This window comes from Mesorhizobium sp. NPDC059025 (assembly GCF_042739655.1).
Taxonomy (GTDB): Bacteria; Pseudomonadota; Alphaproteobacteria; order Rhizobiales; family Rhizobiaceae; genus Mesorhizobium.
The window spans coordinates 29160-42653 of record NZ_JBHYIM010000016.1 but is presented as its reverse complement, the minus strand read 5'-3'; the positions used below and the strand labels follow the sequence as shown (position 1 = coordinate 42653).

The following is a 13494-nucleotide window of genomic DNA, read 5'->3' as shown; positions in this document are numbered from 1 at the left end:
CCGGGTGGAGTCAAATTCTCGCCATGGGCGCCCATCATCTGGAACGGCCCTCTCAGGCAAAGCTTAACCGTCGCCCGGTGCACGCCCGCAGCCCCCTGCGTGCTATCTGAATACTTCAGCGTATCATTTGGATACTGTCTGGCAAGGGATGTTGGCGTGTGAACGGCTGGAAATACGCAGGCTGGCGCTTCAAGCAGGCGAGGATGCTGCCCCTGCATCGAAAGCGCGACGGGCGGGGGGACTGCATCGTACATCAAGCCCAGGTTTTCCACGCCAGTACTGGTCCAGTTGAATATCTGGAACGTCGTACTGCGCGAGCGTCAGCCAGGCGTGATTGCAACGTCAACCCGACATCAAATCCGCTGGATACTTCGCCGGACCGTCGGCAACATGGGATGATCGCGACCCGCTTGACGATGGAAGAGACGATCATGCTGACGGAGTTCCGAAGTCTGAAAGTCATGCGTGTCGCGCCGGCCTGAGCCGGGACATGCGTGTCACATGAGAAGGCCGAACGGGTCGTTCGGCCCCATTCCATCACCCGGCAAAATAGCCGGGCTGGTCGAGGTCGGCGATGAGGTCGGGACCTTTCGGTTTCCAGCCGAGCAGCCTGCGCGTCTGCTCGGCCGACGCTGACATGCTGGTGCCGGCGAAATGCGCGAACCAGCCGAAATGCTCCGCCGGGCGCGGCTCGACGGGCAGGCCGAGGCGGCGGCCGATCACCTTGGCGATCTCCCTGAACGGAACGCTCTCGTCGGCCACCGCGTGGTAAGCCTGCTCGGTCACGCCCTGTTCCAGCGCCAGCCGGTAGACGCGCGCCGCATCGGTGCGGCATACGCCGGCCCAGGCATTCGAACCGTCGTCGATATAGGCCGAGACGCCCTTTTCGCGTGCCATGCGGATGAGCAGCGGCACGAAGCCGTAGTCGCCGAGGCCGTGCACCGACGGCGCCAGCCGCACGGTTGCCGCACATATGCCGCGCTCGGCCAGCGCTCGCGCCGCGACTTCCGATTTCCGGGGCGACCCCGGGTTGGGGATGTCGGCCTCGGTCGCGCCGCGCGGCAGCCCGAGCAGGCCCGACGTCACCAGGAGCGGGCGCCGCGATCCGGCCAGTGCGCTGCCCAGAATCCCGATCACATGCTGGTCCTGCGCCGCGCTTTCGAGGAACCTCGAGAAGTCGTGGTTAAATGCGGTGTGGATCACCGCGTCGGCTTCGGCGGCCGCGCCGCGCAGGGCGTCATCGTCTTCCAGCGTCGCGCGAACCACATGCGCGCCCTTCCAGGCAAGCGCCGCCGCCTTCTCCGGATCGCGGGCAAGGCCGGTCACCGTGTGGCCCGCCTCGATCAGGTCGTCGACGACGGCCGAGCCCACCCAGCCGGTGGCGCCTGTTACGAATACATGCATGGCAATGGTTCTCCGTTGCACGCACCCGACGGGTGCCGCCTGTTGAATTGACTGTTGAAAGGGGCACGCGGCTTCGCATCGCATGCCCGAAGTTTGATCCGGCCTTGGTGGCATCACCGTTCCGGCATGGATCCCCGACACCCTTCGGTCGCTTTGCTCCCTCCGGGGTCGAGGATGACGGGCTTCATGAGCTGCCGGCGCTCATTGTCATCATCGCGCTGGAGGTTGGCCGAAGCGCTCATTACCCTCGTCATCCTCGACCTCGTAGCGAAGCGAAGAGTGTCGGGGATCCATGCCGGAACGATGGGGCAAGCAGCGCCCCGGCCTGTGACTTGATCAGCCTCTACCCACCCACACCGAAAGCTCGACATCCTCGTCGAAGGGCAGGGACAGATAGCCTTGCGCCGGGTCGCGCACGCGCTGCAGATATTCGGGGCACATGTCGGCATTGTCGGCCACCACGATGGCGCCCGGCTTCAGCCGGGGCTCCAGCAGGCCGAGGACTTCCGGATAGATCGCCTTGGCGCCGTCGAGCAGCACGAGGTCGATCGCCTGCGGAAGATCGGCGGCCAGCGTCTTCAGCGCGTCGCCTTCGCGGATCTCGACGAGGTCGGCGAGGCCGCCGGCTTCGATGTGCTGCCTGGCGCGCGCCACCTTGGACGGCTCGAATTCGGTCGTAATCAGCCGGCCGCCGCTATTGTCGCGCAGCGCCGCCGCCAGATGCAGCGTCGATATGCCGAACGAGGTACCGAACTCGACGATCGAACGGGCGCCGCTGCCCCGCGCCAGCATGTAGAGCAGGGTTCCGGTCTTCTCGGAGACGGGAAGCCAGAGGTCCTTCATGCGTCCGTAGAGGTCGAGATATTCGGTCTTGCTGTTGAACAGCCGGGCCCGATCGGCACTGCCGATGCTGGCCGCACTCGAGCCGGATGTCGCCGCCTCGCTGAACAGGCGCTCCAGCAAAGGCGCCAGCGGGGTTGTGGTCAACGTGTTCACGTCGGTCTCCGATCGATGTTTCTTGAGCTTCGTTCTGGTGCCTTTAGGTACGACGCGCCGGCCGGGCCCGCTAATCGCATTGACCAGGGGTATCCTGGATTGAAGCCAACCGATTGGTTTCATGAATGAAACTGGCGCCGAACGACCCGCAGAGCATGCTTGCGGACGCATGCGTGGCTGGAATGTTCAGATTTGGCGCGGCCTTGCGCGTTGCCCGCCATGGGCCTAGAGCGTTTCCGTTTTTCACGGAAACGCGGAAACGCTCTAAGTTTTTGTTTTCGTCGCATTTTTGTAACGCCAAGTGATTCCACTTGGCTACAAAATGCTCTAGCTGTTCGGGTCTTCATCGTCAGGACCGGCATGCCACCACGACGCCCCACGATTTCGCAGACCAGGAAACCGCAGCAGGCCCGCTCTGCCGAACTGGTGGCGGCGATCCTCGAGGCCGCCGTCCAGGTGCTGGCGCGGGAGGGCATCAGGCGTTTCACCATGGCGCGCGTGGCGGAGCGCACCGGCGCCAGCATCGGTTCGCTCTACCAGTATTTCCCCAACAAGGCCGCGATCCTGTTTCGCCTGCAGAGCGACGAGTGGCGACAGACGACGCGAATGCTGCGCACCGTCCTGCAGGATCGCGCCCGGCCGCCGCTCGAGCGCCTGCGTACACTCGTGCGGGCTTTCATCCGGTCGGAGTGCGACGAAGCCGAGGTGCGTGTTGCCCTGGCCAGCGTCGCTCCGCTCTACCGCGACGCGCCCGAGGCGCTTGAGGCGAGAGCGGAAGGCGATGGCATCATCGAAGCCTTCATGGCGGAAGCGCTGCCGGACGTGCCGCAGGCCACGCGCGACACCGCCGCCGACCTGATCCTGTCGACCATGGCGGCGCTGGGCAAGGAGTTCTCCGAGAGTCCGCGCGGCGCTGCCGAGATCGACACCTATGCCGATGCCATGGCCGACATGTTCTGCGCCTATCTCGAGGCGCTCGTGCACAAGCGCGGGTGAAAATGGATTGAAGCCGATGCCAGATCTGCCCGTCGACAGGAATGGAAGGCCCGTTGCAATCGGCTCACGCGTGCGCATCCTCAGCCTTTCCGGTGACTGGTTTGACAGACTTGCGCCGGATGAGCGGGTCGATGTCGCATCCATGATCGGCGAAGTCTTTACCGTCGATGAGATCGACGAATACGGTCACCCATGGGTCAGCAAGAGCTGGAACGACGACGGCAGCTATCGCAGCCATTCAATCGCGTTGGAGGCGCAGGAGATGGCGCTCGTCGAGGATGTGTCGCCAGGCCGATGACGAGGCCCTGAACTGCGTCGAGACCCGGGTATGGTGTCGTTTCGTGAGACGTCCGGCCGCCCGCGCTGGTTTGGTCTCGGTGATGGCGTCGATGCTCCACGGGGAAAGCCCGCGCCGAGGGCGACAACTGTGCCTATCTCGCAACGCGGTCGAGGATTTCAACCCGCCGGCCCGTCGCCTCTGCTGGCACCGTCACATCTGAAGGCTTGCCGCTCCCTCGCCTATGTGGTTCGTTTGAGCTGCCTCGCGGAGGGATTGTCATGCAGATTTTCTGGGCAGTCATTGTCGGGTCCGTGGCCCACTTCATCATCTCGTTCATCGTCAGCTTCCCTCTCGGAGTTATCGAGGGGTTCACGAAATCACCGTTGAACATACCGGTCTGGCTCGGCTTCACCATTTCGCAGCTGGAAGTCGCCGCGGCGATCGCCGTGGCGGTGTATTGGTACAGCCGCAGGCGGGCAGTGTGATCCCGCCGCCCGGGGCAGGAGGGATTGCCCTGGAAGCGATAAAGAGCCTCAGCCCGCCCGCGCGGGTCTGGTCGCGGTGATGCCGTCGATGCTCCACGGGCCGGGCCCTGCCACGGCGAGATACAGGAACGCGAAACCGTAGACGATCGCCAGCTTGCCGTCGTCGAGGTATGGAAAGAAGCCCTGCTGCGTCTGCGTCGTGATATAGGCGATGGCCGTGACGCCGGCCAGCAGAAGCGCGACGGAACGCGAAGCCAGGCCGAACAGCAGCATCGAGCCCAGCATGATTTCCACGATGCCGCTCAGCCACAGCGGCGTGAAGGGTTGCGGAATGCAGGCGTTGCTGCTGCAGCCAAGCAGCTTGACCACCGCGTGCTGGGAAAATGTCAGGGCGATCGCCACGCGCATGATGCTGAGCAGTTGCGGCTGCATGGCTCGGGAATCCTTGGCCGAAGATATCGCTGCGATGCTTACGCGAGCGCGCTGTAACGCGACAATGAACTTGTCGAGAGATCGGCGTTAGCGAATGTGACGGCGCGCCGCGCACCGTCGTTGCTAGGTCCGGCTATGTCCCAATTGGGACATTGACCACACCCTGCCGTTGCGGCCTCATCCAGCCCGGATTTTCAAGGGACAGGGCCTGCATGTCACGTACGCTTTCCACCACGCCGAAACAGGACGGGTTCCGGGCGCCGGGCGAGTTCGAGCCCAAGGCCGGCTGCTGGCTGATCTGGCCCGAGCGGCCCGACACCTGGCGGCTGGGCGCCAAGCCGGCGCAGAAGGAATTCGTCAAGGTGGCCGCAGCCATTGCGGAGAGCGAGCCGGTCACCATCGCGGTATCGCGCCGGCAGTGGCTGAATGCCCGCGCCATGCTGCCGGACCACATCCGCCTCGTCGAGATGGCCACCAATGACAGCTGGCTGCGCGACAGCGGTCCCAACTTCGTCATCGACGGCAAGGGCGCGGTGCGCGGCGTCGACTGGACCTTCAACGCCTATGGCGGCTTCGACGGCGGCCTCTATGCCCCCTGGGACCTCGACGACCTCGTCGCCCGCAAGGTGCTGGAGACGGAGCGGATGGACCGCTACCGCTCGCCTTTGATCGCGGAAGGCGGCGGCCTGCAGTGCGACGGGCAGGGCACGCTGGTGACCACCGAGCAGTGCCTGCTGAACCGCAACCGCAACGGCCATCTGGGCAGGGAAGAGGTCGAGCGGCAGCTCTGCGACTATCTCGGCCTCGATCATGTGATCTGGCTGCCGCGCGGTTTCGCCTTCGACGAGACCGATGGCCATATCGACGATCTCTGCTGCTTCGTCAGGCCTGGCGTGGTGGCGCTGAGCTGGACCGAGGAGCGCGACGACCCGCAATATGAGATCGTGCGCGAGGCCGAGGACATATTGCGCTCGGCCACCGACGCGCGCGGCCGCCGGCTCGAGGTGCATCGCATCCATCACCCGCTGCCCATCGAGATGACGGCCGAAGAGGCCGCCGGCGTCGACCGCGTCGACGCCACCTGGGCGCGGCCGGAAGGCAACCGGGTCGCCGCCACCTACATCAACTATTATCCCGGCAACAGCGTCGTGGTGGTGCCGCAGTTCGCCGACGAAAGGCTCGACACGCAAGCCAAGGCGAAGCTCGCCGAACTATTTCCGCATCATCATATTGTCGGCATCGAAAACTCGCGCGAAATTCTGCTTGGCGGCGGCAACGTCGCCTGCATCACGCTGCCCGTCTATGCCGGGCAGAAACCGGCCTGAAGAGAGCGAACGCCCCGCAGGCCACCACAATGGGAGATATTATGCGCACATCCATGATCTCGGCATTTCTAGAGCGTTTCCGCTCCTCGCGGAAACGCGGAAACGCTCTAACTTCTTGTTTCTACGCAATTCCGGACGCAAAACCGCTGCGCATTTTTGCTGGAATTGCTTTGGCGAGCTGTGTTTTCGCCGGTGCCGCCCGGGCCGAAGAAGAAAAGGTCGTCAACGTCTACAACTGGTCCGACTACATCGCGCCGGACACGGCGGCGAAGTTCGAGAAGGAGACCGGCATCAAGGTCGTCTACGACGTCTATGACGGCAACGAGGTGCTGGAAACCAAGCTTTTGACCGGCGGGTCGGGTTATGACGTCGTCTATCCTTCCGCCTTTCCCTTCCTGAAGAACCAGGTCACGGCCGCGGCTTTCATGCCGCTGGACAAGGCGAAGCTCGGCAATTTCGCGAAACTCGATCCGCAGGCGCAGAAGCTGGTCGGCAACGCCGACCCGGGCAATGTCCATGCAGTGCCCTACATGGAGGTGACCGACGGCGTCGGCTACAATGTCGAGGCGGTCAGGAAGCGCATGCCCGACGCGCCGGTCGATTCGCTCGACATGGTCTTCAATCCCGATGTGGTGAAAAACTTCGCCGACTGCGGTGTCACCATGCTGGACGCGCCGGCCGAGATCATTCCCATCGCGATGAACTATCTGAAGATCGATCCGAAATCGACCGATCCGGACGATCTCGCCAAGGTCGAGGCGCTTCTCACCAAGGTGCGGCCCTACATCCGCTATTTCCATTCCTCGAAATACATCAACGATCTCGCCAATGGCGACATCTGCGTGGTGCTGGGCTGGTCCGGCGATATCCTGCAGGCAAGGACACGTGCCGCAGCCGCCGCCAACAAGCGCGAGATCGCCTATTCGATCCCCAAGGAAGGAACGCTGATCAACTTCGACACCATGGCGATCCCTAAGGATGCGCCGCATCCGCAGAACGGCCACGCCTGGATCGACTTCAACATGCGCCCCGACATCGCGGCCGCCAATTCCAGCTACATCTCCTTCGCCAACCCGATCCCGGAATCGCTGGCCCTGGTCGATCCGGCCGTTGCCAAGGACCCCGGCGTGTTCCCGCCGGCCGAGGTCAAGGCCAAGCTGTTCGCGCTCAACCCCGCAGACGCCAAGCAGCTGCGCCTGCAGAACCGGCTGTGGACGCGTGTCGTCACGGGGCAGTAAGCGGGATGCCGGCCTGCGGCAAGGGCACCATATCGGATGCCCTTGCCGCCGCCATCAGTTCCACCTGCGAATGACAGCCGAGCTTGGCGTAGACCTTCTTGATGTGGTTGCGCACGGTTCCGGGCGATATGGCGAGGCTGCGTGAAATGGATTTGGCCGAGCCGCCGTCGATGAGCAGGTCCGCGATCTGGCGCTCGCGTATGCTGAGCCGTGACAGGCGCAATGCCGAGCGCGCATGCTCGGCTTCCATCTGCTGTTCGGCGCGCCATTGATGCCACAGCTGTGTCAGCACCAGCCGCGTCGCGCCGCTGATCGCTTCCGCCAGAGCAAGATCGTCCGCGCCGAACGCCGGCGCACCACGAAACCGCAGGAAAGTGATGTAGCCGGCCGCCCTGGCATCGAGGTTGAAGACGCCGGTGATCTCGTCGAAGCTCCGCGACGGTTCGTAGAAATCCCGGTAGTAGGCGGTCCGCTGGAAGTCGCCCGTGTCGAGCGCGGCGAGCGGCAGCAGGAAATCCTGCCGTGTGCTGGTAAACATGCGGAAGAACGGATCCTGCCGGTAGAGCCGCGCGTCGTAGTTGCGGTTCCACGGATCCGGTCCGCGGTCGTCGATGGTGACGGAACTGTTGTCGCGCAGGTAGAGCCCGACATAGGCGCGGTCGCAGGCCAGCAGTCCGCTGGCGGCGGCGGTGAAGGTGGCCGAGATTTCTTCAGTCGAGCAAGCTTGCGCGGCTGCAGCCAGGCCCTGGCTCCAGCGTCCGAACTGCTCGAGGGAAATTCCAGCAGAAGTGCCTTGCGGTTTTGCGTCCGGAATCGCGTCGGAACAGGGAGTGTTTCCGCGTTTCCGTGAAGAACGGAAACGCTCTGGAGAAAACATCGGCTGCATGTCCTGAACGATAGCCGATGCAACCCATCAAGCAAGCAGCTTATAAGTCAGCCGTGACAAGGGAGTTCGCCACATCATGCGCAAGGTAACCGTCGCCGCCACACAGATGGCCTGTGTCTGGGACGAGAAGGACAATGTCGCGCGGGCCGAGCGGCTGGTGCGGGAGGCGAAGACAAGAGGCGCCGATCTCGTGCTGATCCAGGAACTGTTCGCCGCGCCCTATTTCTGCCAGGACCAGTTCCACGGTTTCTTCGATCTCGCCCGGCCATTCGCGGACAACCCCTTGATCGGACATTTCTCGGCTCTGGCAAGAGAGCTCGGCGTCGTGCTGCCGGTCAGCTATTTCGAACGCGCGGGCCAGAGCTATTTCAACAGCCTTGCCGTCATCGATGCCGACGGCACCGTGCTCGGCAACTACCGCAAGAGCCACCTGCCGGATGGTCCGGGCTATACGGAGAAGTTCTATTTTTCGCCGGGCGATACCGGCTTCAGGGTGTGGAAGACCAGGGCGGGCGTGATCGGCGTCGGCATCTGCTGGGACCAGTGGTTTCCCGAGGCCGCGCGCTCGATGGCGCTGCAGGGCGCCGAGATCCTGCTCTATCCCACCGCGATCGGCTCCGAGCCGCATGATGCGGGGCTGGATTCCAGCGCTCATTGGCAGCGCGTGATGCAGGGTCATGCCGGCGCCAACATCATGCCGCTGCTGGCCTCCAACCGCATCGGCACCGAACACGGCCGCGCCGGCACCAGCATCACCTTCTACGGCTCGTCCTTCATCACCGATCCGACCGGCGCCAAGGTGGCCGAGGCGGATCGCGAAACCGAGACCGTGCTGACCGCCTCCTTCGACCTCGACGCCATCGCCCACCAGCGCCGCTCCTGGGGCGTCTTCCGCGATCGCAGGCCCGAACTCTATGGGCGGCTGGCGACGCTGGATGGCGGTTTGGCGGGTTGAAGCTGGAACCCGCGCGGCAGCATTCGGAGCGCTCACCCGCTCTCGGCCTCCTGCCAGTGCGGATAGGTGACATAGGCGGTGATCGCGCCTTCCCCATGCGCACGGATCGTGACCCTGTCGCCCTTCGGCATGTGCACGATCTCGCCGGGGCCGGCAGTGACCGTGCCGGCTTCGCTCGACACCGACAGCTGTCCTTTCAGCACCACCATGACGTCGTCGACGGCGAGCGTGATGTCGATGCCGACATCGGGCCCGTAGCGGCCATAACCGATGGTGATCGGGGCGCCGTGGCGCTGGTCGACCAGGTTGCCGGTGAGGACTTCCCCATCCAGTCCAGGCACATGCTCGAAATTTGCGTCGGACACGGAGAATTTGCGAACGGTCATGCGGGGCTCCTTGGCACGGGTTTGCGGTGCTCAACGCCGCAAGCGGCCGCCGGGTTCAATCGAACGGCTTCAGGGAAGCCCCGGCTGCGTGCAGGCCCGGCTTGAGCCGTCTCGCCCCCCGCGTTTAAAACCGCAAGATCGGTCGAGCGCATCATGACGCCGGTTGGCTATCTGGGGCGGCCACGGAGAAAGACGATGAAGGCGGCGCTTCGGACCTATCATGCCCGCATGTTGCGTGTACTCGACCACATCGACCGTCATCTCGACGGCGATCTGGATCTTGATGCGCTGAGCCGGGTTGCAGCCTTCTCGAAATTCCACTTCCACCGGCAGTTCACGGCGACCTTCGGGCTGTCCGTGCATCGTTATGTCCAGCTGGCCCGCATGAAGCGCGCGTCACGCAGGCTGGCCGCTCCCGACGCCGAAAGCGTCACGGAGATCGCGATGGATGCCGGTTACGACGCACCCGACGCCTTCGCCCGCGCCTTCCGGCAACGGCTGGGCCAATCGCCTTCGTCGTTCCGGAAGTCGCCCGACTGGGAACCGTGGCTTGTGGCCTTCGGGCCTCTCGATGTTGCGAGGAGCAAGCTGATGCAGATCATTTTTAGCGAAGACGACGTGACGATCCGCGATGAGGAGCCCACCCCGGTGGCGATGCTGGAGCATCGCGGCGACAGGGCCATGCTCGGCACCACAGCCGAGCGCTTCAGGGCCTGGGGCAAGGCCGCCGGCCTGTCGGCCGAGATGCGCTCGACCTTCATGGTGTTCCGCTCCGAACGCTGTCCCGCCAATCCGGCCGACTACGCGATGGACCTGTGCGTCGAGACGGACCAGCCGGTCGATCCGGACGATCCGTTGATGAAGGCCGGCATCATCCCCGGCGGACGCTGCGCGGTGCTGCGCTATCCCGGCAACACCAACAATCTCGAACCTGCTGCACTCTACCTCTATCGCGAGTGGCTTCCGGCCAGCGGCGAGGAGGTGCGTGACTTCCCTGTCTATTGCCGGCGCCGGCTCGCCCTCATCCCGGAGGTGCCGGCGCATGAAGTGGTGGTGGAACTGTTCCTGCCGCTGAAATAGCGTCGGGCAGGAATGGTGTGCGCTGGTGGCTGCCCTACGCCACCAGCTTTTCGTCGCTGCGCAGCGTCAGCACCTCGACGCCGGTGGCGGTGACGGCGACGGTGTGCTCGAACTGGGCGGAGAGCTTGCCGTCATGGGTCAGCACCGTCCAGCCGTCGTCCGCGGTCCTGACCCGGCGCGTGCCCTGGTTCACCATCGGCTCGACGGTGAACACCATGCCTTCGCGCAGCCGCACGCCGGTGCCCGGCCGGCCGTGGTTCAGCACCTGTGGCTCCTCATGCATTTCGCGGCCGATGCCGTGGCCGCAATATTCCCGCACCACCGAATAGCCGTTCTTCTTCGCGTGTTTCTCGATGGCGTAGCCGATGTCGCCGAGAAACGCGCCGGGCCGCACTTGCCGGATGCCTTGCCACATCGCCTCCTGGGCGACGCGCACCAGCCGTCTGGCAACGGGCGAGGCATCGCCGACCAGATAGGTCTTGGAGGAATCGGTGATGAAGCCGTTCTTCTCCAGCGTGATGTCGAAATTGACGATATCGCCGTTGCGGATGATCGCGGCCGCGTCCGGCACGCCATGGCAGACAACGTCGTTGATCGAGCAGTTCAGCACATGCTTGAAGCCGTATTGCCCCTTGCTGGCGGGGCGGGCGGCAAGGTCCTGCGTGATGAAGCGGTCGACCAGCGTGTCGACCTCGAGCGTCGACATGCCGGCAAGCTCCAGCCCGTCCAGCATCTCGAAGACGGAGGCGAGCAGCCTGCCCGACTGGCGCATCAGCGCCAGCTCGTCCGGGGTTTTCACCATGTCAGCATGCCGCGCAAAAGTGCGAAGCGGTTTTGCGAGAACGGCATGCGCAAAACTAGAGACCTGAGGCGCCAGGAGCGCATCTGAAAGATCGCGACCAGCATCAGGCTACCGCCAGATTGAGAGAGGAGGGATCGTGGGCCGTGGCCAGCTCCCGCTTGACGATCTCGGTGAAGGACAGCGTCGGGTTGGCCTCGGCCAGCATGCCGATCTTCATCCAGAATTCGGCCTGCGCATTGATGGAACGGCACATCACGGTCGAGGCGCGCCGCACCTCCTCATGCAGTTCCTCGTCGATCTTCACGATGCCCATGGTCGTCTCCGTTGAATATACGGAGCATATATGGTTCGTATGTTCATGGGTCAAGCGAGGCTCCTTATCTCCCCCCTTGCGGGGGAGATAAGGGGCGCCGCGCTTTCTCAACGCCATTCGACCTGACGAGAAGCGGGTGGCCAGCATCCACCCGCTTCCACTAACCTGCGGCGACGTATTTGGCAGGAAGAGCGAAATGAATCAGCGCCAGCACGATCTGAACCGCAGTGTCACCCTTACCTTGACCGCGGATGACTATGTCGCGGCCAACAGGCTTTTCATGCTGAAATACGCGACCTCGCGCTGGCCGTTGATTTCCTGGCTGGGCTTCGTGGCGCTGCTGCTCGGCATGCTCTTCGTCCCGGCATTGCAGATGCACGATGCGCCTTATGCGCCGCTTGTCTATATCGGTTTCGCGGTCGTGATCGCGTTGCCGTTCTACCAGTATTTCGTCGGCGCGGCCGTTTTTGCCCGCCGGGCCTACGCAGCCCAGAAAACCCTGCAGCACCCGATGACGGTTTCATGGTCGGCCGACGGCTTCAGGAGCACTGCGCAGCAGGGTGACTGGAACAACGCCTGGAGCGACTACCTGAAATGGGCAGAGGACGACAAGGTGATCCTCCTCTTTCAGGGGCCACGCGTGTTCAACATGCTGCCGAAGCGGGTGCTGACACCCGCCCAGGTCGATGACATCAGGCAGGTCGTGGCGGCCAACGTCAAGCGCGCGTGAGGGCACGGCACGCTTCGCGCCGACTGCCGGCGCCGGGCAGGGACGCCCGTGCTCAATAATAGTCCAGCCTGGGGTACCATGTCTCGCCGCGGCCTTCGGGCGTGAGGTCGAGGGCCGACCACAGCGGCGCGAAATCCGGGCCGCCGCGCGGATCCTTGCCGGCATCGGTGCGTCCTTCGAGGCTCGCCCCGAAAAGGGCCGGGCTGTGCTTTCGGTCGATGTGCGGGCGAGCACCTCAGGATGAGGGGCGTTGGGCGAAACGGCGCTCCATCTCCAAGACGTTCCGGATTCTCGCCTGAAAAGCATAGCGGTCCTCATCCTGAGGTGCTCGCGAAGCGAGCCTCGAAGGACGCACCTCCAACCCGCCGTTTGGTGCGTCCAGGCTCGCCCGGCAAGGGCCGGGCTGTGCTTTCAGTCGATGTGCGGGCGAGCACCTCAGGATGAGGGGCGTTGGGCGAAACGGCGCGCCATCTCCAAGACGTTCCAGATTCTCGCCCGAAAGGCACAGCGGCCCTCATCCTGAGGTGCTCGCGAAGCGAGCCTCGAAGGACGCACCTCCAACCCGCCCTGGTGCGTCCTTCGAGGCTCGCCCCGCAGAGGGCCGGGCTGTGCTTTCGGTCGATGTGCGGGCGAGCACCTCAGGATGAGGGGCGTTGGGCGAAACGGCGCTCAATCCCAAGAGCGTTTCCATCTTTCATGGAAACGCGGAAACGCTCTAAGTTTTGTTTTCGCAGCTTTTGTAATGCCAAGCGATTCCGCTCGGCTACAAAATGCTCCAGGACGTTCCGGATTCTCGCCCGAAAGGCACAGCGGCCCTCATCCTGAGGTGCTCGCGAAGCGAGCCTCGAAGGACGCACCTTGTATGAGGACTTGCCGGCAACGATCGCCAGGCTCCAAAGGCGGGGCCTCTAGCCACCAGCGAGTCTGGGCAGCAGGAAGATCTCCGATCCTTGCGGCAGCTTCTTCGACCAGGTGTCGCGGTAGATGGTGCCGTCGATGGCGACCGCGATGCCGCGGTCGATGAACGGCTCGATGGCCGGGAACTGTTCGGCGAGTTTCCTGAACAGTTCCCTGATGTCCTTGGCCTCGATGTCGAGCTTGTCCCGGCCCCCGGTGGCAGCCGCGAGCGACCCCCAGAGCGTGACGGCGACCATCAGCCGCCTCGTTCGAGAGCGTTTCCGTCTGT

17 protein-coding genes and 1 pseudogene are annotated in these 13494 nt (G+C 64.1%); 9 read left to right on the top strand and 9 right to left on the bottom strand.

Annotation, left to right across the window (positions count from 1 at the left end; genetic code table 11):
- Positions 1-158 precede the first annotated feature (158 nt).
- Positions 159-482: a hypothetical protein gene (locus ACFWYE_RS27535; RefSeq protein WP_379115291.1), complete on the top strand. Its 324-nt coding sequence runs from the start codon at positions 159-161 to the stop codon at positions 480-482.
- A gap of 55 nt (positions 483-537) precedes the next feature.
- Here ACFWYE_RS27535 and ACFWYE_RS27530 read toward each other — a convergent pair whose 3' ends face one another.
- Both ACFWYE_RS27530 and ACFWYE_RS27525 read right to left on the bottom strand, forming a co-directional pair.
- Positions 538-1404: an SDR family oxidoreductase gene (locus ACFWYE_RS27530; RefSeq protein ID WP_379115290.1), complete on the bottom strand. Its 867-nt coding sequence runs from the start codon at positions 1402-1404 to the stop codon at positions 538-540.
- A gap of 336 nt (positions 1405-1740) precedes the next feature.
- Positions 1741-2400 (bottom strand): O-methyltransferase, encoded by a 660-nt coding sequence (locus tag ACFWYE_RS27525; RefSeq protein ID WP_379115289.1) that lies wholly within the window; start codon positions 2398-2400, stop codon positions 1741-1743.
- A 360-nt stretch (positions 2401-2760) separates the two neighbouring features.
- Here ACFWYE_RS27525 and ACFWYE_RS27520 point away from each other — a divergent pair, with 360 nt between their 5' ends.
- From ACFWYE_RS27520 to ACFWYE_RS27510, 3 genes are all read left to right on the top strand, one after another.
- Entirely contained in the window at positions 2761-3396 is a 636-nt protein-coding gene (locus ACFWYE_RS27520) for a TetR family transcriptional regulator (protein ID WP_379115288.1), read from the top strand.
- A gap of 16 nt (positions 3397-3412) precedes the next feature.
- Positions 3413-3694, top strand: a complete 282-nt coding sequence (locus ACFWYE_RS27515; protein ID WP_379115287.1) for a hypothetical protein — start codon at positions 3413-3415, stop codon at positions 3692-3694.
- Between the two features lie 260 nt (positions 3695-3954).
- Positions 3955-4161 carry a hypothetical protein gene (locus ACFWYE_RS27510; protein ID WP_379063537.1) on the top strand — a complete coding sequence of 69 codons (207 nt, stop codon included), beginning with the start codon at positions 3955-3957 and terminating at the stop codon, positions 4159-4161.
- A 48-nt stretch (positions 4162-4209) separates the two neighbouring features.
- Here the strand turns inward: ACFWYE_RS27510 and ACFWYE_RS27505 are convergent, their stop codons facing one another.
- The gene (locus tag ACFWYE_RS27505) at positions 4210-4593 is read right to left on the bottom strand and encodes a DoxX family protein (RefSeq protein WP_379115286.1); all 384 of its coding nucleotides are present in this window, start codon (positions 4591-4593) and stop codon (positions 4210-4212) included.
- A gap of 212 nt (positions 4594-4805) precedes the next feature.
- Here ACFWYE_RS27505 and aguA point away from each other — a divergent pair, with 212 nt between their 5' ends.
- Together aguA and ACFWYE_RS27495 are read left to right on the top strand one after the other, a co-directional pair.
- Positions 4806-5918 carry an agmatine deiminase gene (gene aguA / locus ACFWYE_RS27500; protein WP_379115285.1) on the top strand — a complete coding sequence of 371 codons (1113 nt, stop codon included), beginning with the start codon at positions 4806-4808 and terminating at the stop codon, positions 5916-5918.
- Between the two features lie 170 nt (positions 5919-6088).
- Positions 6089-7156, top strand: a complete 1068-nt coding sequence (locus ACFWYE_RS27495) for a polyamine ABC transporter substrate-binding protein (RefSeq protein ID WP_379115284.1) — start codon at positions 6089-6091, stop codon at positions 7154-7156.
- Here the strand turns inward: ACFWYE_RS27495 and ACFWYE_RS27490 are convergent.
- The gene (locus ACFWYE_RS27490; RefSeq protein ID WP_379115283.1) at positions 7143-8033 is read right to left on the bottom strand and encodes a LuxR C-terminal-related transcriptional regulator; all 891 of its coding nucleotides are present in this window, start codon (positions 8031-8033) and stop codon (positions 7143-7145) included. The genes ACFWYE_RS27495 and ACFWYE_RS27490 overlap by 14 nt on opposite strands.
- An 82-nt stretch (positions 8034-8115) precedes the next feature.
- Here ACFWYE_RS27490 and aguB point away from each other — a divergent pair, with 82 nt between their 5' ends.
- Positions 8116-8997 carry an N-carbamoylputrescine amidase gene (gene aguB / locus ACFWYE_RS27485; RefSeq protein ID WP_379115341.1) on the top strand — a complete coding sequence of 294 codons (882 nt, stop codon included), beginning with the start codon at positions 8116-8118 and terminating at the stop codon, positions 8995-8997.
- A 32-nt stretch (positions 8998-9029) separates the two neighbouring features.
- On the opposite strand, the gene ACFWYE_RS27480 is transcribed toward aguB, so the two are convergent.
- Positions 9030-9383 carry an AraC family ligand binding domain-containing protein gene (locus ACFWYE_RS27480; protein WP_379063527.1) on the bottom strand — a complete coding sequence of 118 codons (354 nt, stop codon included), beginning with the start codon at positions 9381-9383 and terminating at the stop codon, positions 9030-9032.
- A 195-nt stretch (positions 9384-9578) separates the two neighbouring features.
- On the opposite strand from ACFWYE_RS27480, the gene ACFWYE_RS27475 reads away from it, so the two are divergent.
- Positions 9579-10463 (top strand): GyrI-like domain-containing protein, encoded by an 885-nt coding sequence (locus ACFWYE_RS27475; RefSeq protein WP_379115282.1) that lies wholly within the window; start codon positions 9579-9581, stop codon positions 10461-10463.
- A 34-nt stretch (positions 10464-10497) separates the two neighbouring features.
- Here the strand turns inward: ACFWYE_RS27475 and map are convergent, their stop codons facing one another.
- Both map and ACFWYE_RS27465 read right to left on the bottom strand, forming a co-directional pair.
- Positions 10498-11265, bottom strand: coding sequence for a type I methionyl aminopeptidase (gene map / locus ACFWYE_RS27470; protein ID WP_379115281.1), 768 nt, complete (start codon positions 11263-11265; stop codon positions 10498-10500).
- A 103-nt stretch (positions 11266-11368) separates the two neighbouring features.
- Entirely contained in the window at positions 11369-11578 is a 210-nt protein-coding gene (locus ACFWYE_RS27465) for a ParD-like family protein (RefSeq protein WP_379063523.1), read from the bottom strand.
- Between the two features lie 196 nt (positions 11579-11774).
- Between ACFWYE_RS27465 and ACFWYE_RS27460 the strand changes: the two genes are divergently transcribed.
- Complete coding sequence (locus ACFWYE_RS27460; protein ID WP_379115280.1) at positions 11775-12308, top strand: YcxB family protein; 534 nt, start codon at positions 11775-11777, stop codon at positions 12306-12308.
- A 52-nt stretch (positions 12309-12360) separates the two neighbouring features.
- Here the strand turns inward: ACFWYE_RS27460 and ACFWYE_RS27455 are convergent.
- Positions 12361-12474: pseudogene (locus ACFWYE_RS27455) on the bottom strand (DUF899 domain-containing protein); the annotation flags it as partial.
- Positions 12475-13216: 742 nt separating this feature from the next.
- Positions 13217-13462, bottom strand: a complete 246-nt coding sequence (locus ACFWYE_RS27450) for a MoaD/ThiS family protein (RefSeq protein WP_379115279.1) — start codon at positions 13460-13462, stop codon at positions 13217-13219.
- Positions 13463-13494: the final 32 nt, after the last annotated feature.